At 39.5% G+C, this 22,717-nt stretch carries 22 protein-coding genes; all 22 read right to left on the bottom strand.

Annotated elements, in window-relative coordinates; all coding sequences use genetic code 11:
* Positions 1–74: 74 nt before the first annotated feature.
* The 22 genes from H9632_RS01560 to sdaAA all read right to left on the bottom strand — a co-directional run bounded on the left by H9632_RS01560 (position 75) and on the right by sdaAA (position 22,717).
* Positions 75–377, bottom strand: a complete 303-nt coding sequence (locus H9632_RS01560) for an EscU/YscU/HrcU family type III secretion system export apparatus switch protein (RefSeq protein WP_191702365.1) — start codon at positions 375–377, stop codon at positions 75–77.
* Positions 374–2,296 (bottom strand): hypothetical protein, encoded by a 1,923-nt coding sequence (locus H9632_RS01555; RefSeq protein WP_191702364.1) that lies wholly within the window; start codon positions 2,294–2,296, stop codon positions 374–376. The genes H9632_RS01560 and H9632_RS01555 overlap by 4 nt, the downstream gene beginning before the upstream one ends.
* Before the next feature lie 4 nt (positions 2,297–2,300).
* Positions 2,301–3,074 carry a ribonuclease HII gene (locus H9632_RS01550; protein ID WP_191702363.1) on the bottom strand — a complete coding sequence of 258 codons (774 nt, stop codon included), beginning with the start codon at positions 3,072–3,074 and terminating at the stop codon, positions 2,301–2,303.
* 192 nt (positions 3,075–3,266) lie between these two features.
* Positions 3,267–4,220, bottom strand: a complete 954-nt coding sequence (ylqF, locus tag H9632_RS01545; protein WP_191702362.1) for a ribosome biogenesis GTPase YlqF — start codon at positions 4,218–4,220, stop codon at positions 3,267–3,269.
* A 209-nt stretch (positions 4,221–4,429) separates the two neighbouring features.
* Positions 4,430–4,993, bottom strand: a complete 564-nt coding sequence (gene lepB / locus H9632_RS01540; protein ID WP_318245167.1) for a signal peptidase I — start codon at positions 4,991–4,993, stop codon at positions 4,430–4,432.
* Between the two features lie 207 nt (positions 4,994–5,200).
* The gene (gene rplS / locus H9632_RS01535) at positions 5,201–5,545 is read right to left on the bottom strand and encodes a 50S ribosomal protein L19 (protein ID WP_191698429.1); all 345 of its coding nucleotides are present in this window, start codon (positions 5,543–5,545) and stop codon (positions 5,201–5,203) included.
* A gap of 131 nt (positions 5,546–5,676) precedes the next feature.
* Positions 5,677–6,405: a tRNA (guanosine(37)-N1)-methyltransferase TrmD gene (trmD, locus tag H9632_RS01530; RefSeq protein WP_191702361.1), complete on the bottom strand. Its 729-nt coding sequence runs from the start codon at positions 6,403–6,405 to the stop codon at positions 5,677–5,679.
* Positions 6,402–6,923: a ribosome maturation factor RimM gene (rimM, locus tag H9632_RS01525; RefSeq protein ID WP_191698431.1), complete on the bottom strand. Its 522-nt coding sequence runs from the start codon at positions 6,921–6,923 to the stop codon at positions 6,402–6,404. The genes trmD and rimM overlap by 4 nt, the downstream gene beginning before the upstream one ends.
* A gap of 249 nt (positions 6,924–7,172) precedes the next feature.
* Entirely contained in the window at positions 7,173–7,406 is a 234-nt protein-coding gene (locus H9632_RS01520; protein WP_008403311.1) for a KH domain-containing protein, read from the bottom strand.
* Positions 7,407–7,433: 27 nt separating this feature from the next.
* On the bottom strand, positions 7,434–7,706 hold the full coding sequence (gene rpsP, locus H9632_RS01515) for a 30S ribosomal protein S16 (protein WP_191698432.1): 273 nt from the start codon (positions 7,704–7,706) through the stop codon (positions 7,434–7,436).
* A 94-nt stretch (positions 7,707–7,800) separates the two neighbouring features.
* Positions 7,801–9,159, bottom strand: a complete 1,359-nt coding sequence (gene ffh, locus H9632_RS01510) for a signal recognition particle protein (protein WP_191702360.1) — start codon at positions 9,157–9,159, stop codon at positions 7,801–7,803.
* Between the two features lie 12 nt (positions 9,160–9,171).
* Positions 9,172–9,507, bottom strand: coding sequence for a putative DNA-binding protein (locus H9632_RS01505; protein WP_191702359.1), 336 nt, complete (start codon positions 9,505–9,507; stop codon positions 9,172–9,174).
* A 134-nt stretch (positions 9,508–9,641) separates the two neighbouring features.
* Positions 9,642–10,886, bottom strand: a complete 1,245-nt coding sequence (gene ftsY, locus H9632_RS01500; RefSeq protein WP_191702358.1) for a signal recognition particle-docking protein FtsY — start codon at positions 10,884–10,886, stop codon at positions 9,642–9,644.
* Between the two features lie 14 nt (positions 10,887–10,900).
* Positions 10,901–14,464, bottom strand: coding sequence for a chromosome segregation protein SMC (gene smc, locus H9632_RS01495; RefSeq protein ID WP_191702357.1), 3,564 nt, complete (start codon positions 14,462–14,464; stop codon positions 10,901–10,903).
* A 1-nt stretch (position 14,465) separates the two neighbouring features.
* Entirely contained in the window at positions 14,466–15,227 is a 762-nt protein-coding gene (gene rnc / locus H9632_RS01490; protein ID WP_191702356.1) for a ribonuclease III, read from the bottom strand.
* 604 nt (positions 15,228–15,831) lie between these two features.
* Positions 15,832–16,068, bottom strand: coding sequence for an acyl carrier protein (gene acpP / locus H9632_RS01485; protein ID WP_191698438.1), 237 nt, complete (start codon positions 16,066–16,068; stop codon positions 15,832–15,834).
* A 117-nt stretch (positions 16,069–16,185) separates the two neighbouring features.
* Complete coding sequence (gene fabG, locus H9632_RS01480; RefSeq protein ID WP_191702355.1) at positions 16,186–16,932, bottom strand: 3-oxoacyl-[acyl-carrier-protein] reductase; 747 nt, start codon at positions 16,930–16,932, stop codon at positions 16,186–16,188.
* Positions 16,923–17,876, bottom strand: coding sequence for an ACP S-malonyltransferase (gene fabD / locus H9632_RS01475; RefSeq protein ID WP_191702354.1), 954 nt, complete (start codon positions 17,874–17,876; stop codon positions 16,923–16,925). Before fabD ends, fabG begins: the two co-directional genes overlap by 10 nt.
* Before the next feature lie 24 nt (positions 17,877–17,900).
* The gene (gene plsX / locus H9632_RS01470) at positions 17,901–18,896 is read right to left on the bottom strand and encodes a phosphate acyltransferase PlsX (protein ID WP_191702353.1); all 996 of its coding nucleotides are present in this window, start codon (positions 18,894–18,896) and stop codon (positions 17,901–17,903) included.
* 5 nt (positions 18,897–18,901) lie between these two features.
* Entirely contained in the window at positions 18,902–19,465 is a 564-nt protein-coding gene (gene fapR / locus H9632_RS01465) for a transcription factor FapR (RefSeq protein ID WP_191702352.1), read from the bottom strand.
* A gap of 142 nt (positions 19,466–19,607) precedes the next feature.
* Positions 19,608–21,647: an ATP-dependent DNA helicase RecG gene (gene recG / locus H9632_RS01460; RefSeq protein ID WP_191702351.1), complete on the bottom strand. Its 2,040-nt coding sequence runs from the start codon at positions 21,645–21,647 to the stop codon at positions 19,608–19,610.
* Between the two features lie 149 nt (positions 21,648–21,796).
* Positions 21,797–22,717 carry an L-serine ammonia-lyase, iron-sulfur-dependent, subunit alpha gene (sdaAA, locus tag H9632_RS01455; RefSeq protein WP_191702350.1) on the bottom strand — a complete coding sequence of 307 codons (921 nt, stop codon included), beginning with the start codon at positions 22,715–22,717 and terminating at the stop codon, positions 21,797–21,799.

The raw sequence follows: 22,717 nt of genomic DNA, 5'->3' as shown, positions 1-22,717 counted from the left end.
TTTTATGTCAAAAAATTCTCTCTAAATATATTTTCTGATTTCCCGAAAGATATATCCTCCTAAAAAGATAAACTTCACGTTATTCTCTTGCTGTTTAAGGTTAGCTTGTGCTTGTCATCTAAGTGATAAATAAAGGCAAATACTTCAGCAACAGCCTGGTACAGTTCCTCTGGTATGGACGTATTTAAATCCAATTGGCCGAGCAGTTCTACTAAGTTTGGATCTTCATATATAGGTACATCATGCATGGTGGCTTGCTCTAGTATGTTGTCTGCAATTTTACCTTTCCCTTTTGCGATAACTGTAGGTCCACTACTTTTCTGAGAGTCATATGATAGAGCAATTGCTTCTTTTCGCACATATTTTTTTTCGTTCATACCCGAATATCCACACCACCTTGTTGTTGTTCTTCCGATTGTTTTGAAAGCTTTGAGCCAGTTGTTTTTATTTCCTGATTTCCAAAAGGTTTGATGAATAAACCGGATAATGTATATTCCTTGTCAAGTAAACCCGTCTTTAGTGTAGCTTTTAATGATTCAGCTAATGAATTCAGATTTGGAATATCATTATATACATTAATCGTTACTACCCGATTTTGTACTTGCATGTCAATGACGGTTTGTTGCAACGATTCCATATTTAAATAAAACATAATCCGCGCAAAATTGGCATCAATTTTACCATCTTCCTTCATACGGCCATTCCATTGAAGTGTTGCATCCATTTTCTTTCCGAAAAAGTCCAATGGCAGTTGCATTACAAGCTGATGCTGATGCCCGTTTTCTCCTGAAGACAGCTGCATGCCATTCAGTCTGGCCATTACCATCTCAGCCGTGTCCTTTAAGACAGTGGGGGTCTGAACATCTTGAAGAAGTGCTAATAGCTGCGGCTTAAGCTGCTGTGCAATCACTTGTATATCACCAGCCTTGTTTGCAAGCGTTGCCTCATAGCTAACTCCCAGCCCTTTTAAAACTGTTTTTATTGCTTGTTCCATTGCACGGCTGTCTACAGCTGATTGTACTTGTGCCTCAGCTTGAGTAAGAGTGCTTTGCATGACTGGCTGTGGACTATCAGCCGTAACTTTCACTAAATTTCGCAAAAGCTGATCAGCGAGCGGGAGATTAGAATCCGGCTTAATCAATGAAAGAAGCTGGTCCTTTGCGGAAATTCCTTGGTCATTTTGTATAAATAACTTTGACGTTATACTTTCACTGTATCCACTTGTCAAGTGTTGCTGTATTTGGTTTGTCAATGCTTCTATTCCCTGTTTTGACGCAGGTATCTGTTCAAAACGTGTCAATAACTGCTGTAATTGCTGCTTTTGTGTTTGGGACAACAGATTTTCGTTATTAATCCAAGCCTTTACTTGATCCATCATCGGCTTTATATGCTCGGGGGCAGTTTGCGTCAACTGTCGCAGCATTTGCCCTGCTTCCTTTAGTAACGGTGATGCAGGAGATTGATTAATGGCTTGTTGGTTTGCCTGTTGATTAATATTTTGCCAATTGTGTATAGTTGCATTTTGCGGTAAAATTCCCGCTTCCTTTAAGATTGTCAGTGCTTGAAGCTTGGAAGCAATGGGCGCACCATTATCCACTAGTGTTTGTGTTGCCCGTGCAAGTAGTATGCCACCTGTTTCATTGTTCAACGGCTTTGCCAGCAGCTCGATTTGTTGGCGTAAATTTAATTTAATCGTTTCATTTCCGCCTGGTTGATTTGCCAACAGTTGAGCCAAATTTGCCAAATTGGTAGATAATCCATCAGTTTTTATTCCTTGTGTTAACGCTTGGAACACTGTATTCGTAAATGGCATCTTTAACTCAACCATTCGCTGCAATGCTTGTAGAGCATTATTTTTATCTACTCCGGGAGGCAAGGCTTTCATCCAACTTTCTGCAGCTAGCAACTGTTCTTTTGCAAGTGGGATCTGATTCTTCATAAAATGTGAGAGTACTTGTTGCATTTCATTCGATTTGGGTAAATTCATCGTTTCTAATAATTGGGACAACTGCTGTCCCGCTGTCATAGATTGGGACATGGGACCTGTTACAACTTTCAGCTCTGTTTGTGGATTCGTTGCGGTTACTTGAAAGAAATGTGCGTCCCCTAACTTTAAAGGCACTTCAAGCTTAGCCATAAGCTTTTGATTTCCTACTTGAACTTCCGCCATTTGATTTGGATATAGCTGCTTAATTGTCCCGTGAAATATTTGGTCTTGTTTCAATGATAATGGCTGATTTGCTGTCGTTTGTTGTGTCATATTTGTTTGGATGGAATTTGAAGATGCGAAGTTCATGCCATTACTCCCTTCTTTGAAGCATCGATTTTATCGGTTCAAATGTTTTTCGGTGATGAGCTGTTGGTCCATGCTGCTGGAGTGCTTCTAAATGCTGCTTTGTACCATAGCCGGCATGTTGTGCAAATCCGTATTGTGGGTGTTGTAAATCCAAGTTTTCCATATACTCATCACGTGCTGTCTTAGCTAAAATGGACGCTGCTGCAATCGCTAAACTACGTGCATCACCTTTTATTATTGACGCTTGGGGAATCGTTACCGATAACGTCATTGCATCCGCTAAAATAAAATGTGGCGTTGCCTCAAGTGCTTCTATACTTTTTAACATCGATTGCCGTGTCGCCTCATAAATATTCAAGCGGTCAATTTCTTCTACACTTTGAAAATGAACGGCATAGTAAAGTGCATGTTTTTTTATTCGCTCCGCATACTCTTTGCGCTTCTCCTTAGACAATAACTTTGAATCATTTACACCTAACAATTCCTGACAGTAATTTGGTAAAATAACTGCCGCTGTTACTACAGGTCCCGCTAATGGACCTCGTCCCGCTTCATCAGTACCTGCTATATAAGCGTCTTCATATGGCAGATACCCTGCATCAAATTGTAGTTTCTCGTCATGCGCTTTTTGCAGTACCTCTACTTTTTCTAAACGTTTTTGAAATTGCGTCCATACTTTCATTACACCTGCACGTTCATCTTGTGCAATCTGATCCATCCACGGCTCAATTTGTGTAGATGCCTTTAATGCTTCTGTTATCTCTTTGATTGTTTTCATTTATATTCCTCTAATCTTTTATGTTCATAGTAACTAATTATATAGAGTTGATTTCTATTACGGGTATAACTTTTGATCCTACCCTTAATTCCAATCAACTTAACTTTGGATCTAACTGTTATATCGTCTATTCTTTTTTATTATAAAAGAAAAAACCTTTTTCAAATAATGAAAAAGGCTTTGCTCCTAATTTTATTGCTCAGTTTCTTGTTTTTGTTGGCGACGAAGTGCTGCTGTTTTTTGTCGACGTTCTTCATTTTCTATTTCAATCGCTTCCGCTAATTGCTCTTTTTCAACTTGCTCAGACACAAAGTCGAATGTGAGCTTTCCAAGATGCTGATCACGAATATCACGTACAATCAATACTGCTACTTGATCGTAATCAATTTCCCCACCTTGTCCAAATACACGACGTAATTTTCCAATGGCATCAAATGTTTCAACTAATTCTTCAGACACAGAGGAAATTTTATAACGTTCTTCCATTCGATTTGGGTAATGTAATGCTAAAAAGTTTAAGCCGTATACAGCCAAGTCTTCCATATTAGTAATTGTATCTTTAATGGCACCTGTCAGAGCAAGCTTGTAGCCGACTTCCTGATCCTCAAACTTCGGCCATAAAATACCTGGTGTATCCAGAAGTTCGATCTCTTTACCGACTTTAATCCATTGCTGTGCTTTCGTGATCCCTGGTGTATTTCCCGTCTTCGCTAAGTTTTTCTTTGCCAAACGGTTAATCAATGTTGATTTCCCTACATTCGGAATCCCTACAATCATTGCCCGAATTGCACGAGGCTTCATACCTTTTGATCTCATACGGTCCCATTTGTCAGCTAGGATCTCCTGTGCAGCTTTTGTGACTGCCTGTAAGCCTTTACCTTCCAATGAGTTGATTGCCACTGCCTTAAATCCTCTGTCAGCGAAATATTGAATCCAGCGACGTGTTTCATGCTCATCTGCCATATCTTGTTTATTTAAAACAAGTAGACGTGGTTTTTGATGGATTACCTCATCAATCATTGGATTACGTGATGATAAAGGCAAACGTGCATCCACCAGTTCAAAAATGATATCTACTAGCTTTAAACTTTCCGATACTTGACGACGCGCCTTTGCCATATGTCCGGGAAACCATTGAATTGTCATATTAATACCTCCTGAAAATAGTTCATATCTCTATTCATTTACAATTGTGTTACTCGTTCAGCCCAGACTTCCTGCTTTTTTTTAAAACTTAGAAACCCATTGCTTAGTTATTCACATTTGTGATAATGATAATTTCTTAAACAAAAAAATGAGGAGTTTAGACTATCCCCCTCATTTTAGACAATATTTATAATTTAGAACGATAAATATTATTTTACGATTTCAATTTCGCTTAATGGCCAGAAAATAATACTCGTATTACCGATAATTTCCTTTTGCTCGACAATACCGATATGACGACTATCTTTACTGAAGCGGCGATTATCGCCCATTACGAATACATAACCTTCTGGAATTACATCTAATGATGGATCAATATCTTTTAGGGAGAAGTCACCTGTTAAGTTGCCTTCGCTAATTTGTGCTTTATATGCATCTAAATATGGTTCATCAATCGCTTCACCATTAATGTATAGTTGGTCATCTTTATATTCCACAAAGTCTCCTGGAACGCCAATGACGCGTTTTATATAATCTTTTTGTTCAGGTGCGTGGAATACGACGATGTCAAAGCGACTAGGCTCGCCGATTTTATAGCTAAATTTGTTAACAATCATCCGATCACCATTCTCAAGGGTTGGCATCATTGAGTCCCCATCTACTACAATCGGTGTAAATAAAAAGTAGCGAATAAATGCGGCAATTGCAAACGCAATAAGTAGAGCTTTCGTCCATTCCCACAGCTCATTTTTTTCTTTTTCAGTTTTTTCCACGTAGCTATCCCCCTTGCTCATCACATTTATTGTATACGAAATATGTATTTCAAGCAAAAATCTAACCTGTATTTATTTATCCAACTAATAAGCTTTATGTATATAAACGTATATTTAATACAATTTATTTGAGAAAGAAAGAAAGAAAGAAAGAAAGAAAGAAAGAAAGAAAGGGACTTGTAGATACAAGCCCCTTCTAAATAGTTCTTATCGAATTTCTTTAATACGAGCAGCTTTACCACGTAGGTTACGTAGGTAGTAAAGTTTAGCACGACGTACTTTACCTTTACGAACTACTTCTAAATTAGCGATTTTTGGAGTGTGTACTGGGAAAGTACGCTCTACACCAACGCCGTAAGAAATTTTACGTACTGTGAAAGTTTCGCTAATTCCGCCACCACGACGTTTAATAACTACACCTTCGAATAATTGGATACGCTCACGAGTACCCTCAACGATTTTAACGTGTACCTTAACTGTGTCACCTGGTTTGAATGACGGTAAGTCTGAACGTAATTGATCTTTAGTGATCTCTGTAATAATGTTTGACATTGTTTTCTCTCCTTGGACAGATGCTCTTGCACGCTAATCTCAGCCACAGCGGAACACCGTAATTCAGTGCCTACATAGAAGCACAAAATGAATCTTATCATAAAATTTACAAGCTTGCAAGTAGTTTTGCTTTACATTTCACTCTTAATCTTTTCAAGCAATTTCAATTGTTTATCCGTCAATTCTAATGCATCGAATAAATCGGGTCTGCGTTCCAATGTACGGACAAATGATTGCTCCTCACGCCAGGCGTCGATTTTCGCGTGATTACCTGACAACAGTATATTCGGTACCTTCATGCCTCTAAAATCAGCCGGTCGTGTATAATGTGGATGCTCTAGTAGCCCTGTGGAAAATGAATCTTGGATATGCGAATCTTCCTGCCCAAGTACCCCCGGCAATAAGCGGACAACCGCGTCGATTACCGTCATGGCTGGAAGCTCTCCTCCTGTTAACACAAAGTCACCAATGGAAATTTCATCAGTTACAAGATATTGACGAATACGCTCATCATATCCTTCATAATGACCACATAAGAATACTAAATCTTCTTCCTTCGCTAATTCCTCTGCCTTTTTCTGGGTGAAGCGCTCACCTTGTGGGCACATTAAAATAACGCGTGGCTTGCGACCTTCCGTAATAGCCTCAACAGCATTAAACATTGGCTCTGGCTTTAATACCATTCCTGCACCACCACCATACGGGTAGTCATCAACCTGCTTATGCTTATTTTCACTATAGTCCCGAATATCTGTTACTGCTAACTCCACCGCACCTTTTTCCTGAGCCTTTTTTAATATCGATGCACCAAAGACACCTGAAAACATGTCAGGAAATAAACTCAATACATGAATCTTCATTCTAATAGACCTTCCATTACATGAATAATAATTTTCTTCTCTTCGACATCGATTTCTTTTACGATATCCTCAATATAAGGAATGTAATGCTTTTTACCGCCTGATGCTTTAACTTCCCATACATCATTGGCGCCGGTTTCCAGAATGTCGGTTACAACTCCAATTAATTCGCCTTCTTCTGAAAACACTTCACAATCTTTAATTTCAAAGTGATAGTATTCGTTTTCATCCAGCTCGTCTTCTTCCAGCTGATCCATCGTTATTTTCAGTAGACCTTCCTTAAAAGGCTCCACTAGGTTAATGTTTTCCATTCCTTCAAATGTTACTAAAATAAAGTTTTTATGGCGACGGGATGAAGCGATTGTTACCCAAGTCGGCTTTTTATCATCCTTTTTAAATGCCGCTAATTTAGAACCTACAGCAAAACGCTCTTCTTCAAAATCTGTTGTCGATAAAATCCGAAGTTCTCCACGAACTCCATGTGTATTTACAATACGTCCTACATTAAACCATTCCATGTATATTCCACCTCTAATATCCCGTTGATTTCCATTTCGGTGGACGCTTTCCGCGGGCACGGCCTGAGCCTGTATCTCAGGCGACGGTGCTCCTGACGCTATGCTTTCGTCGCAAAATAAATTTCGCTCTTCCCGCTGGAGTCGCCACCTCCATTCCAATCAACTAGTTGTAATCATTCAATAAAATATCGCTGATTGAATTATCATAACAAAAAAAAGAAGGGCCAGCAAAATGCCACCCTTCTTTTATTAATCCAATATATCGACATATGTCTTTTTCTTCTGGTGGCCGCCCGCTGCTGAGTACACAATCGTACGAATTGCCTTCGCAACACGTCCTTGCTTGCCTATCACTTTCCCTCGATCCTCTGGATGAACAAAAAGCTTATAAACAACTCGATTTGAAGTTTCGTCCGTCTCAATACGAACGTCTTCAGGATAATCGACCAATGGTTTAACAATTGCTTCAATCAGCTGCTGCATAATGCCACCTCCGAATTAATCATTGAATTATTTGCTGTATTTAGCGTTATGGAATTTCTCCATGATACCTTGTTCTGAGAACAGGTTACGTACAGTATCAGATGGTTTTGCACCATCAGCTAACCATTTAAGAGCTTTCTCTTCATCGATTTGTACTGTAGCTGGAACTGTAAGTGGGTTGTAAGTACCTACTGTTTCGATTTGACGGCCGTCACGTGGTGAACGAGCGTCTGCAACTACGATACGATAGAAAGGAGATTTTTTAGCTCCCATACGTTTTAAGCGAATTTTAACTGCCATTTTATATAGCACCTCCGAATAAGTTTCACACAAGATATTATATTATCAATGTCTTAGTGGTTTGTAAAGTGTTTTTTCTTAACACCCTATTTTTTTATTTAAATAACGAATCTAAACCAGGCATTTTCATCTTTTTCTTACCTTTACCCTGCGTCATACCTGTCATTTGTTTCATCATTTTTTTCATATCTTCAAACTGTTTCAATAAGCGGTTTACTTCTTGTATTGTCGTGCCTGAACCAGTTGCAATACGTTTTTTGCGGCTCGCCGAAATAATTTCAGGGTTTGTCTTTTCTTTTGGTGTCATCGAATAAATAATCGCTTCAATGCGCCCCATTTGCTTTTCATCAACCTTGACATTATCTAAGCCCTTCATTTTGTTTGCACCTGGAATCATTTTTAGTAATTCATCCAGCGGTCCCATTTTTTTCACGGCTTGAAGCTGCTCAATAAAGTCATCAAACGTGAAAGATTGCGTCATAAACTTTTCTTCAAGTTCTTTCGCTTTTTCCATATCAACGTTCGCCTGAGCTTTTTCAATGAGTGATAATACGTCACCCATTCCTAAAATACGTGATGCCATGCGTTCTGGATGGAATGGCTCCAATGCATCCATTTTTTCGCCCATACCAACAAATTTGATCGGCTTTTCAGTAACGGCACGGATTGATAAAGCCGCACCACCACGTGTATCACCATCTAATTTTGTTAAAACAACGCCCGTAATGCCGACTGCTTCATTAAAGTTTTGCGCAACATTTACCGCATCTTGACCTGTCATCGCATCTACAACTAAAAATACTTCGTCCGGCTCTTTTAATCCGCGAATGTCTTTCAGTTCCTGCATCAGCTCTTCATCAATATGGAGACGACCTGCAGTATCGATTAATACAACATCATGATGCTCTTCTTTTGCATGTTCAATCGCTTGACGTGCAATTTCAACTGGGGAGACTTCTGTACCAAGTGAGAACACTGGTAAAGAAAGCTGCTTCCCAATTGTCTGTAATTGCTGAACAGCGGCTGGACGATATACATCCGCTGCAACCAATAGTGGTTTTTTATTGTATTTTTTACGTAATACATTTGCCAATTTACCTGTAGTCGTCGTTTTACCGGCACCTTGTAACCCTACCATCATAATGATTGTTGGGGGACGGTTGCTGAATTTAATAGGGCTTTGTTCTCCACCCATTAAGTTCTTCAATTCATCCTGTACAATTTTAATGACCTGCTGACCAGGCGTTAATGACTTCATAACGTCGACGCCGACCGCACGCTCACTAACCTTTTTAACGAATTCTTTTACTACTTTTAAGTTTACGTCCGCTTCGATTAAGGCAAATCGGACTTCACGCATCATTTCTTTAACGTCTTGTTCCGTAACTTTCCCTTTACCTTTAATCTTTTGGATCGTACCTTGGAGTCGCTCTGCTAAACCTTCAAAAGCCAACTCGTTCGCCTCCTAATCCGATTCCTTTAATTGTTCAACCAATGCCAGCTTCAATTCTACTGTAGAAGCTTCATCTTGTATCGCATTCGTCAATTGTTTTAATACTTGTTGACGTTGTTGAAACTTTTCGAATAAATTTAATTTTTCTTCATATTCTTCAAGCATCGCCTCAGTACGGCGAATATTATCATAAACTGCCTGGCGTGAAATGTTATAACTTTCGGCGATCTCTCCTAACGAGTGATCGTCCAAGTAATAAAGTTCCATATAGCTGCGCTGTTTGTCTGTTAATAGTGCTTGATAAAAGTCGAAGAGAAAGTTCATGCGTGTTGTTTTTTCAAGTAGCATTTTTATCTCTCCAATCATAATTTGTCTATCTTATCATAATCTTGTGAGCAGTTACTGTCAAGGTAATCTCCTTGTCCAAGGAAAATGTTAACGGAAAAAACGAGCAACAAATTTCCACAGTTGCTCGTTCATATTTAATCTTCTATTTTTTCTAATTCCTTTTCCAATCCATCAGCAAATAAACCATAAACATAACGTTCTGCATCAAATGGCTGCAAGTCATCCATTTTTTCACCAAGGCCAACGAATTTTACTGGAATGTGCAATTTGTTGCGAATAGCCAATACAATACCGCCTTTAGCAGTACCATCCAACTTTGTTAACACAATACCTGTAACATTCGTTACTTCTTTGAAAGTTTGTGCCTGTACAAGCGCATTTTGACCTGTTGTTGCATCCAATGCCAACAGCACTTCATGTGGTGCATTTGGAATTTCACGTGAAATGACACGGTGTACTTTTTGAAGTTCGTTCATCAAGTTGACTTTATTTTGCAAACGACCTGCTGTATCACAAATTAAAATATCGACACCGCGTTTTTTCGCTGCACGAATCGCATCATACATCACCGCTGCTGGGTCAGAACCTTCAGATTGCGCAATTACTTCCACCCCAACACGTTCGCCCCACACTTGTAACTGATCAATTGCGCCTGCACGGAATGTATCACCTGCAGCAAGCATAACTGATTTACCGTCAGATTTCAGACGATGTGCTAATTTACCAATTGTCGTTGTTTTACCAACTCCATTAACACCAACGAACAAAATAACTGTTAAATCGCCATCTTGCTGAATGTTTAAGTCAGTTAAGTTTTCTTCACCAGATTCATAAATTTCCACCAATTTTTCAGAGATAATGGATTGAATACCGTTTGTATCTTTAATATTTTCACGCTGTACTTCATAGCGCAATTTATCCATTAAATCCATAACCGTTTCAAATCCTACGTCTGCTTGTAGCAGTAATTCCTCTAGTTCTTCAAAGAAATCTTCGTCAACTTTACGGTAACGGGCTACTAAATCATTCACTTTGGAAGTAAATGAATTACGCGTCTTTTCCAAACCGGCTTTGAATTTTTGTGTGATGGACCACGCAGAAGGTTTAATTTGTTCTTCTGCCTGTTCATCAACAACTACTAACGCTGTATCACTATCGCTCAGTGACGGTTCTTCTTGAGGTGTTGATTCTTCCACATGTGAAACATCTACTTCAACGGCTTCTTGTTCCACGGAGTTTTTAATTGCCGTTTCTTCAATCAATTTAGGTTGGAGGTTATCAGCCAGTTGCTGTTCATCCAGCTCTGGTTGGTCAACTTTTTGTTCCAGTTCCTCATTACCGCCAGTTAGCTTTTCTTTTAGTCGTTTAAAAAAGCTCATTTATTGACACTCCCTTACATTACTAATTCCGTTTGTTCTTCCAGTTTTACCGAAACAAGCTTCGACACACCTGATTCCTGCATTGTAATTCCATATAGAACATCCGCACCTTCCATCGTACCTTTACGGTGAGTAATGACGATAAATTGTGTATGGTCACTATATTTACGTAAATAATCGCTATACCGTGCTACATTCGATTCGTCCAATGCTGCCTCAACCTCATCCAAAATACAGAATGGGACAGGTCGTGTATTTAAAATAGCAAATAATAGAGCAATGGCTGTCAATGCACGTTCACCACCAGAGAGCAAACTTAAGCTTTGCAGTTTTTTTCCTGGTGGTTGGGCAATAATTTCAATGCCTGTCTCTAGCATGTTACTAGGATCCACTAATACTAGATCTGCTGTACCGCCTCCGAATAGCTCCCTAAATGAAATAACGAATTGCTGACGAATTTGCCTAAATGTTTCGCTAAATCGTTCCGTCATTTCTTCATCCATCTCACCAATCGCTTTGTGTAGCGTATCTTTTGCAGAGACTAGATCTTCTCTCTGTTCACTTAAAAATGTATAACGTTCCTGCACCCGATCATACTCTTCGATTGCTGACAGGTTGACTGGACCAAGCTCTTCAATGGATTGTTTTAATAACTTTACTTTACGGCGCACATCTTCTTCATTCTCTATATCAATTACTTCGGCCTGAGCAGATAAGAAATCCAGCTCATACTGTTCGAGTAGCTGCTCTTGTAAATTATTCATTTCAAATTCAGTGCGATTGCGCTTTAATTCTAAAGCTCGCAATGCATCAACATAACTTTTATGTACACGCTGAATTTCCTGTAAATGAATTTCATTTTCCGTAATTTGTTCGTGTAGAACTGAACGAGATGAACGATTTTTTTGAATAATCTCTGTTAATGCTTCCTTTTTTGTCACCCATTGAATGATTGTTTGTTCCAACTCATCTGCAGAAGGTCCGTTTAATCCATCTTCAGATTCGATCCACTCTATTTCCTGGGAAATTTTTTCGACCGTATTCTGTGCTTTCGTTAAGTTTAGCTCAATTCCTGCAATGGATGCCTGTACTTGCGTTAACTGTTCTTGTGCAACTGCAAGTTCTGATCGTTGGACTGCCAACTGTTCACGTAATACATCTTTTTGCGTTTCACTTTGAGTTTTAGCGAGTGTGAGCTCATCAACCGTTTGCTGTATTTCCTGCAATTCTTCGCTCAATTCTGCTAATCTTTTTTGGGCAATTTTTTGCTCTACACTTAACGATTGCTTTCTTGTAGAAACGGATGATTGCTCCGATTGTGTAATCGTAGCAGTCGTCTGCAAACTTTTCACAATCATATCCAACTCTAAAAGCTTTGCCCGATGAATCTGTTCTTGCTCTCGCATCGACTCACCTTGAAGCTTCAACTCTTCCAATGCATCACGCATTTCGGCAATTTGTTCTTTTTTCTTCGCTACTGTCTGCTCAGCGGAATGGATTGTTGCTTCCATCCCCTCTAATGTAGCGACAAGTTTATCGAGCTCGGCTTTCCTTGAAAATAGTGAGCTTTGTTGTTTCAAAGCACCACCTGTCAATGAACCACCTGCATTTACGATATCTCCTTCAAGAGTTACAACACGGTATTTAAATCCACATAAACGCGCTATTTGACTCGCACCCTCTAACGAAGAGGCTACAAGTACATTACCTAAAAGGTTTTCAATTATTGTCGTATTTTCCTGTGCATAGCTAACAAGCTCATATCCTAATGCTATAAATGCTGGGTGTGATTGAATATCACTTAGTTGCTGTGCATGGATTTTTCGAGAACGCATAACTGTTTTCGGTAAAAATGTTGCCCGTCCTGCACGCTTTTGCTTCAGCCAAGTTATTGCCTTTTGGGCATGTTGTTCGTTTACTGTAACAATATGCTGAGATGCTGCACCTAATGCGGTTTCAATTGCTTGAGAGTACTTTGCCTCAACTTGAATCAGTTCCGCTACAGCACCTTCAATTCCATGCAGCTCCCCACGATCACGTGCTAATAACACTTCCTTAACACCATGGAAAAACCCGGAAAAATCAGCCTCTAATTCCGCCAATGTTTCTTTTCGTGCCTTTAATTGCTGATGATGTTGATATGCCTTATATAATAGCGCCTGCTTCTCATCTAAATCTGATGAAGAAGCTTTTAATTGAACTTGCATTACATCAAATTGGCTAAGTTGTTCTTTAACGGATTGTACAGTCTGCTCAAGGGCCTGCTCTGTCATTTCCTTTGCCAAAAGGGCTTCCGTCAGATCTTTTTGTACTTCTGAAGAACGACCTGTCATACGTTCTACAGAAGCCTGCTCTTGCGTTAATTGTTGATCAATATGTTTTAATTCATTTTTAACTGTTGCCTCTTCATTAAGCAAATTGATATACGTATTTTTTGCTTCTTCAATTTCCTGTTCAATTTCAGAAGCTGAACGCGTCAATGCCTGATCAACTTGTTTCAAGGCCGAACGAATTTGTGAAACTATTTTTTGTTTTTCAGTGAATTGCTGATGTTTTTCCTGCTTTGCTTTTTCCAGTTCAATAACAGTGTTTGATGCTTCTGTTAAGCTTTCATGCAATTGTTGCGCTTGCTTTTCGGCATTCGAGCGCTTTTCGTTAAATAGCGCTTTCCGTCCTTCCCAGCGCTCTACTTCAGCACTGGCTTCAACAAGCTGCTCTTGCGAACTATCCAATACGTCATCAATTGCTTTTAACTCATTGCGCATTTTACGCAATTGTTGTTCAACTTTTGATATCTCGATGGCATGTTCTTTTTCTGCCGTATTTAGTTTTTGCTGTTCTTTAATATAATTTTGCAATGTATTTTCAAATGTACTGATGTCATGCACCATTAATGCAATATCAAAATCTTTTAATTCCTCTGTCATACGTACATAATCTTTTGCACTTGATGCCTGAATTTTTAACGGTTCAAGACGTTGGTCAATTTCATGCAGAATATCTAAAACACGATTTAAATTCTCATCCGTTTCAACAAGCTTATGCTCCGCTTTTTTCTTGCGTTGCTTGTACTTGAGTACACCAGCCGCTTCCTCAAAAATACTGCGGCGATCATCGGGACGGCTGTTTAAAATTTCATCAACTCGTCCTTGCGAAATAATGGAAAATGCTTCTTTTCCAAGTCCTGAATCCATAAATAAATCCGTTATATCCTTTAGGCGACATTGCTGATTGTTAAGTAGATATTCGCTCTCACCTGAACGATATACACGTCTAGTTACACTTACTTCAGTGTATGGTATCGCTACTTGCTGATCTGTATTATCCAGTACAAGTGTTACTTCTGCAAAATTCAATGCTTTACGTGATTCGCTTCCTGCAAAAATAACATCTTCCATTTTAGCACCACGTAAACTTTTAACAGACTGTTCACCCAATACCCAGCGAACCGCATCAGTTACATTACTTTTCCCACTTCCATTTGGTCCTACAACTGCTGTAACACCCGGGACAAAATCGATTCCGATTCGCTCGGCAAAAGATTTAAAACCTATTACTTCGAGTCTCTTAAGGAACATGTTATTCCCCCTCTTGCTTTGACTGCTTAAGCATTAGCATGGCACTCTGCGCCGCTTGCTGCTCAGCCTCTTTCTTTGATTTTCCACGGCCAATACCCAATTCGTCATCATTTAGCAGCACACGGGAAACAAATGTCCTATTGTGTGCCGGACCTTTTTCATCAACAATTTCGTAGTATAAAAGACCGTTATTTGTTTGTTGTATAATTTCTTGCAATTGACTTTTAAAATCCATCACATGCGAAAAAGCACCGACTTCAACTTTAGGGAATACGATACGCTCTAAAAAGGCTACAACTACATCTAAGCCTTGATCTAAATAAAGGGCACCAATAAATGATTCAAATACGTCAGCAAGCAATGCTGGACGCTCACGACCACCAGTTAGTTCTTCCCCTTTACCTAATAAAACATATTGTCCGAAATCAAGTTCATTCGCAAATACAACGAGCGACGGCTCACATACAATTGATGCACGTAATTTAGTAAGCTCGCCTTCACTCATATTTGGGAATTTTTCAAATAAATATTTGGATACAGATAATTCTAGTACAGCGTCCCCTAAAAATTCTAATCGTTCGTTGTCCGTAAATAGTTTGCGGCGATGCTCATTCACATAGGATGAATGCGTAAAAGCTTGATATAATAAAGCTTTATTTTGAAAATGAATATTCATTTCATCTTGGAAAATTTGGAATTGCGATTTTACTTTTTCAGGGAGTACACCAGGTTTGTGGTTGTTCCCTTTTCTTCTTTGGGTCATAGAGTTTCTGCCTTCCTATTAGTTTCTCACGTTTAGTTTACCTTGTTCTATAGTATTGTGCAAAGGGTATCAGCCAAAATAGTACCGAAAACCTTTTTATTTTGTTTCTCCAATAAATTCGGATAATTCACCTGAAAAGTCAGTTAATTTCCCCTTCCGGAATTTTGGTTTGAGGGGAAAGTAAAAATTGAAAAATAAGATTTGCTCATGAAGTCCGTTCTGCTACGCTACGGGGAAAGCACGTTAGAGAAATTGAATTGCATAATGAGATAAATAGCGGAACAAATTTCCCTTATTTCGAAAATAAATAAAAAAATAGTAAAAATAAGGGAAGGAATTTCCGTTATTGACTAAAAAAAACATGAAATTTCACGATTTTATTTGAAATAACGGTAAAACGTTCCCTTATTTATCCTAAAAATGAGCTACATCATTCAAATAACGGTAAAATCTCCCCTTATTTAGGAGGGCGCTGAAAACTTATATTTTTGCTAAAAGACTAAATCCAAATTAGCAAAATTCCTCCGTTTATCTCCCCCCAATACATAAAAGGGCTGTATAAAAGTCAAATCGACTTTTAATACAGCCCCAATAATTCTATGAATTAGCTAATTTTGCTTTCGATGTATGAAATTGCATTACCAACTGTAGCAATTTTTTCTGCATCTTCATCAGAAATTTCCATATCGAACTCATCTTCAAGTTCCATTACTAACTCAACAACATCTAATGAATCTGCACCTAAATCCTCACGGAATGATGCTTCTAATTTCACTTCGCTTTCATCAACGCCTAAACGGTCAACGATAACCTTTGAAACACGCTCAAATACTGTAGACAAATCAGTCACCTCCCCTCAATGAATACTGATTAATAATATAACTAATAATGGTTTCTACTACTAACAAGCGAAACTAGAGCTCGCTTTTCACGGGCGGTGAAACTTATATATTTAATATTAAGCCATCACCATGCCGCCGTCTATTTGCAGTGTTTGTCCTGTAATATAGTTGGCGCTGTCCGAGGCAAAAAATACAACCGCTTTCGCAACATCTTCTGGTTGACCTAGTTTCGCTAATGGAATTTGCTTCAACATTGTTTCTTTTATCTCTTCCGGCAATGCTTCCGTCATTTCAGTTGTGATGAAACCTGGAGCGATAGCATTCACTAATATATTCCGGGATGCGAGTTCCTGGGCAGTTGTTTTCGTTAATCCGATAACACCGGCCTTTGCCGCCACGTAATTTGCCTGTCCTGCATTTCCTGCTACACCTACTATAGAGGAAATATTAATAATACGACCTGAACGTTGCTTCATCATTTGGCGTGTTACAGCTTTTGTACATAGGAAAACGCCTTTTAAATTTGTATCGATGACGTCATCCCATTCGTTTTCTTTCATACGCATCAATAAATTATCGCGTGTAATACCTGCATTATTTACTAGAATATCAATCGATCCATACGTATCAATTGCTGTTTTCATTAAGTTTTGAACGGAATCGGATTCTGCAACATTCGCCTGTACGGCAATAGCTTCTCCGCCGTTATTTTTAATCTCTTCTACAACTTCTAGTGCCTTTTGCTCGCTGCCGCTATAATTGACAACCACTTTAGCCCCTTCGCTTGCCAAATGTAACGCTATAGCGCGACCAATACCTCGGGAAGCCCCTGTTACGACTGCACACTTACCAACTAAACCCATTGTTTCCACTCCTTTGATGCTTCGATAACTTGCGTTAAACTCGCCTCATCATAAACACAATATGTTTGTACATTGCGGTCAATTTTTTTCACTAAACCTGATAATACTTTTCCAGGTCCACATTCAATAAAAATTGTTACGCCTTCTGCAATCAGCTTCTCAATGTTTTGCTCCCATTTTACTGAGCTAGTTACTTGTGCAACCATTTCTTGTTTAATTGATTCTACTGATGTTAATAGCTCTGAAGTAACATTGCTTACTACTGGAATCTTAGGTTCTTGTAGGATTAATTTTTCTACCGTATTTTTTAAGTTATGTGCAGCCTTCTGCATTAATGAACTATGGAATGGACCACTTACGACTAATGGCAATGCTCGTTTAGCTCCTGCTTCCTTTGCTCTTTTGCATGCTTCGTCAACACCTTGTTTCGTCCCTGAAATCACAATTTGACCCGGGCAATTGAAGTTTGCTACTTGCACAACTTCACCTTCAGCGGAAACTTTTTGGCATATAGCGTCTAGTTTTTCAGCATCTAACGCTAAAATCGCTGCCATCGCTCCCTGACCTGCAGGTACCGCCTCGTCCATAAATACACCCCGCTCATGAACCGTTTTTACTGCATCCTCAAATCCAATAACTCCCGAAATGACAAATGCACTATACTCTCCTAATGAGTGTCCCGCCGTATAATGCGGTGTAACGCCCGCATCCATCAGCTTATTGGCAATCATTACCCCAGTTGTTAACAAGGCAGGCTGAGCATGGTAAGTTAGCGTTAACGTTTCTTGAGGACCGTTCAGCATATAGTCCGACAACGGAAGTTGCAGAACGTCATTTGCTCGCTCATAAAACTGTTTGCTTTTTTCATCATTACCAACGAACTCCGCGCCCATCCCTACAGATTGTGAACCTTGTCCTGGAAAAATAAAAGCAATTTTTGTCATTACATAATCCCCTTTGTAAAGTTCTTATTCTGGCTTTGGCATTTGCTCGATTGTTTTGGCAATCGTTTCGCAAACTTCATGCTCTACCATAATCGTCGCTTGGCGAATAGCACTATAAATGGCACGTGCATTCGATGAACCATGAGCTTTAATAACCGGTGCTTTCAAACCGAATAATGCTGCACCACCATATTCTGTGTAGTCCATTTTATCTTTTAATTGTTTTAAATCATTTTTTACTAAAGCAGCTGCGATTTTCGTTTTTGTTGTAGAAAACAATGTTTCTTTCAGCATTTTGAAAATTGTACCCGCAGTTCCTTCGATTGTTTTGAGTACCATATTCCCAGTAAAACCATCTGTTACGACAACGTCTGCAACACCATTCAATAATTCACGCGCTTCCACGTTCCCCTTGAAATTAAAGTCAGCTTCCTTCAACATTGTAAATGCTGATTTTGTCAGCTCATTGCCTTTTTTATCTTCTGTACCGATGTTCAGTAATCCAATGCGCGGAGCTTTTTGCGCACGTACTTGCTTTACATAAATATCACCCATAATGGCAAACTGAAGTAAATTTTCGGCTTTGGCATCCGCATTGGCACCTAGATCCAGCATTAAGAAGCCTTCCCCATTCATCGTTGGTAATGTCGTTGCTAATGCAGGGCGTGATACGCCTTCTATACGTCCTACCTTAAATAGACCACCCGCCATTAAAGCACCTGTATTTCCCGCTGATAAACAAGCATCTGCTTTTCCTTCAGCAACAGCATCCAGCATACGTGCCATTGAAGAGTCCTTTTTACGACGTACAGCACGCGCCGGATCATCCTCGGCTTCTACTACCTCACCGCAATGTATGATCGTTAAACGGGTATGTTTTTTTAAATATGGAGCCATTTTTTGTTCGTCACCATATAAATCAATTGTTATATTCTCAAAGTCTTCCAGTGCGAGTAGCACACCTTCTACGATAGCTTGTGGGGCGTTGTCTCCACCCATACCGTCTACTGCTATTTTCATATTATTTATTCACCTTTCGTACGGTACATTTCAAATTCCCCTTTGAAAACCAATTCGTTATCAACAGAAGAAATTACTTCAACAAATGTACGGTTTTTTTCCGGGTTTTTCCCCTTTACAATTGCTTTCGTTACGACACGGTCACCCGCACGAACAGGTTTTACGAAAGCAACATTTGATTTTACTGTAAGGGCAAGCTCGTCATCAATTACCGCTACCGCCAAAGAGTTAGCCTGTGCAAATAAATGATGCCCACGTGCTATGCCGTTGCGTTGGAATACATGCTCTTCTCCAACATCAAAAATGGAGATAGCCCGATTATCCAACTCAATGTCAATAATTTCACCGATAACTTCATCTAGTGGTAATGATTTTACTTCATCATACTTTTTAGCAGCAACATCTTTAATACGCTCTCGTAATTCCGGGATAGCAAGTTCCATCCGATCCAGTCGAATCGTTTGAACGCTCACATTAAATTCAGCTGCTAATTGTTCATCAGTAACGAAAGGATTGTCGGCGATTTTTTCAGTCAATAATGACTGTCGCTCTTTTTTGGAACGCTTCATACGTATTTGTTACCTACCTTTAATTTTATAAAAGATTAGTATTAGCACTTGGTACTAATATCAATATACAGGTATAAAAAAAGGAACGCAACATATTTTTGCTGCGTTCCAAAAAAACCTATGTTTCTAGCTGTTCTAATAACTAATCAATCCGTTCACCTTGCAGAACACCGGAAGCCTCTAACTCTTTACGAAGGTACTCATATTCATCATCGTGCCAAAATGCTTCTTCATACAGCATTTTAGCAGCATCTTGTCTTGCGGTTTCCAAAGCACGGTAATCGTGGACAAGATCAGCCAATTTAAATTCCGGCAATCCACTTTGACGCTTACCGAAAAAATCTCCTGAGCCCCGAAGCTCCAAATCTTTTTCAGCTAATCGGAATCCGTCATTCGTCTCCGTCATGCTCATCATGCGTTCTTTTCCTTCATTTGTTTTTGGATCCGCTATAAGCACACAATACGATTGATGCTCTCCCCGGCCAACACGTCCACGCAGCTGGTGAAGTTGGGCTAAACCAAATCGTTCCGCATCATAAATTGTCATAAATGTTGCATTTGGAACATTTACCCCTACTTCAACTACGGTCGTTGAAACAAGAACATGGATGTTACCTTCACTAAAACCGCGCATTACCGCATCCTTTTCATCTGAATGTAAGCGCCCATGCATGAGCCCTATTTCAAATTGATTACCGAAATATGCTTTCAATTGTTCGTAAGCCTCGACTGCATTTTGCACATCAAGCTTATCGGATTCTTCAATTAATGGCGTAATAACATAAGCTTGGCGACCTGATGCAAGTTCTTGTTTCATACGCATTAATACACTATTTAACTGCTCTTTTTTTAGCCAATGAGTTTCGATTTCCTTACGTCCTGCAGGCAATTCATCAATGATAGAAACATCCATTTCACCAAAGGCTGTAATTGCCAATGTACGGGGAATAGGAGTGGCGGTCATAAACAATACATCTGGACTTTCTCCCTTTTCACGTAATACACGACGTTGCTCCACTCCAAAACGATGCTGTTCATCTGTAATTACAAAACCTAATTTATGGAATTGAACATCCGGCTGAATCAGTGCATGTGTACCAATCAGTATATCAATTTCTCCTGTTGCGAGCTGTGCCAATAACTCACGACGGGCCTTTGCTTTTGTCGAGCCAGATAATAAAGCGACTTTGACACCAATTGCATCAAACCATGTATGTAAGTTTTCAGCATGCTGCTCTGCTAAAATTTCGGTTGGCGCCATTAAAGCCCCTTGATAGCCCGCTGTTACCGCCGCATAAAGACCGATTGCAGCCACAACAGTCTTACCGGAACCTACGTCCCCTTGGAGAAGGCGGTTCATACGTTGCGGGAGTAGTAAGTCTTTACATATTTCATTGACTACTCGCTTTTGAGCACCCGTAAGCTCATAGGGTAATGTGGCGATAAAGACCTTTAATTTTTCTAAGTCAAAGCGAATTGAAATTCCCTTTTCATTTTCCTTATTTGCTTTTCTTAAGGCTTGAATACGCAATTGAAATTGTAATAGCTCCTCATAAACAAAACGACGGCGCGCCTGTTTTGCATGTTCAGCATTTAACGGAAAATGTACACCTTCAAGCGCATCCTGAATACTTACCAATTGATAACTTTCGCGCAATGCTGTCGGTAATGTGTCAGTTAATTGTTCCTTTACAGTATCTAATGCTTGTCGCATATATTTACGAAAACGCTTTTGCTGGATATTTCCCTTTAAACTATATACCGGCTCGAAATCAACCTGATCGATTTTCGGTCCAAATGTTACTGAGGAACCAACAATTACCTGACGACCACGATCCCATTTTCCTGTTACCGTAATAATGTTGCCGGTTAATAGCTTTTGTCGCAAATAATTTTGATTAAAAAATACTACTTTTATTAAATGTCTTCCTGCGAGTGCCGTAAATTGAAGTCGCGATTTATTTTTTCCTAAAAATAATACTGTTGGTTCACTTTCAACACGAGCTTCAATAGTGACACGCTCATTATGGGGTGTTTCTGTTAAATCTTTCAATCGAAAGTCTTCATGGCGATACGGAAATGTCCAAATCAAATCATGAACGGTATGTATGCCAATTTTCATTAAATTTTCAGCTGTTTCTTTTCCGATACCTTTTAATTGTGAAACTGGCTCATGGATCATTGTCGACACTTCCTTTACGAAATATTTGTCCTTTTAGAATAGCATAAAACAAGTGCATACGTTCCCTTTTAAAACTAAAAAAAGCTTGTGCTAAAAAATCTTAAAGATCTTTAGCACAAACAGTTATTCTGACGGTATCCACTTAAATATTAATTGCTGTTTACCCGTGATTTCAAAAGGCTTTTTAAGTCTCCACCTTCAAAAATCGCATGTGTAATGGCTTTGCCAGTTGGTGTTGCCGCTAAGCCACCCCGTGCCGTTTCTTTTAGGTTCGGACTCATTGCCTGGCCGATACGATACATGGCACCAATAACTTCATCACAAGGGATGCGGCTTGTCACACCTGCCAACGCCATATCCGCTGCAACGAGTGAATTCGATGCACCCATTGCATTTCTCTTTACACATGGTACTTCTACAAGGCCGGCAACCGGATCACAAACTAAACCAAGCATATTTTTTAATGTAATTGCGAATGCTTCCGAACTTTGCTGAGCAGTGCCTCCAGCCATTTCGACAATCGCTGCAGCAGCCATTGCGGATGCACTTCCCACTTCTGCCTGACAGCCACCTTCTGCTCCTGAAATCGAGGCATTGTTTGCCACGATAAAACCAAATGCTCCTGAAGTGAATAAATAGCGGATCATTTGTTCACGCGTTGGGTTCAATTTATTTTGCACAGCAAATAATGTGCCCGGAACTACTCCCGCTGAACCTGCAGTTGGAGTCGCACAAATTGTACCCATTGCTGCATTCACTTCATTTGTTGCAACAGCTTTGCTGACAGCATCAAGTAAAAGGTCTCCGGCTAATGTATTGCCTTTTTTAATATAATTTTGAATGAGTACAGCATCTCCACCAGTTAAACCTGTTACGGACTGTACTCCTTTTAAGCCGCGCTCAACCGCTTCTTCCATGATTGTCAAGTTACGATCCATCTGTGCAAAAATATCTTCCCGCGACCGGCCTGTAATTAACATTTCTTGCTCTATCATTAATTCGGAAATAAGCTTTCCTTCTGTCTCTGCTAATTCCACCAATTCTCGTACACTACGAAATAATACATCCAT

The sequence above is a fragment of the Solibacillus merdavium genome, from assembly GCF_014836935.1.
In the GTDB taxonomy this organism is placed as follows: Bacteria; Bacillota; Bacilli; order Bacillales_A; family Planococcaceae; genus Solibacillus; species Solibacillus ferritrahens.
Note: the sequence above shows the minus strand (reverse complement) of the source record. Positions and strands in the feature narration are given on the sequence as shown.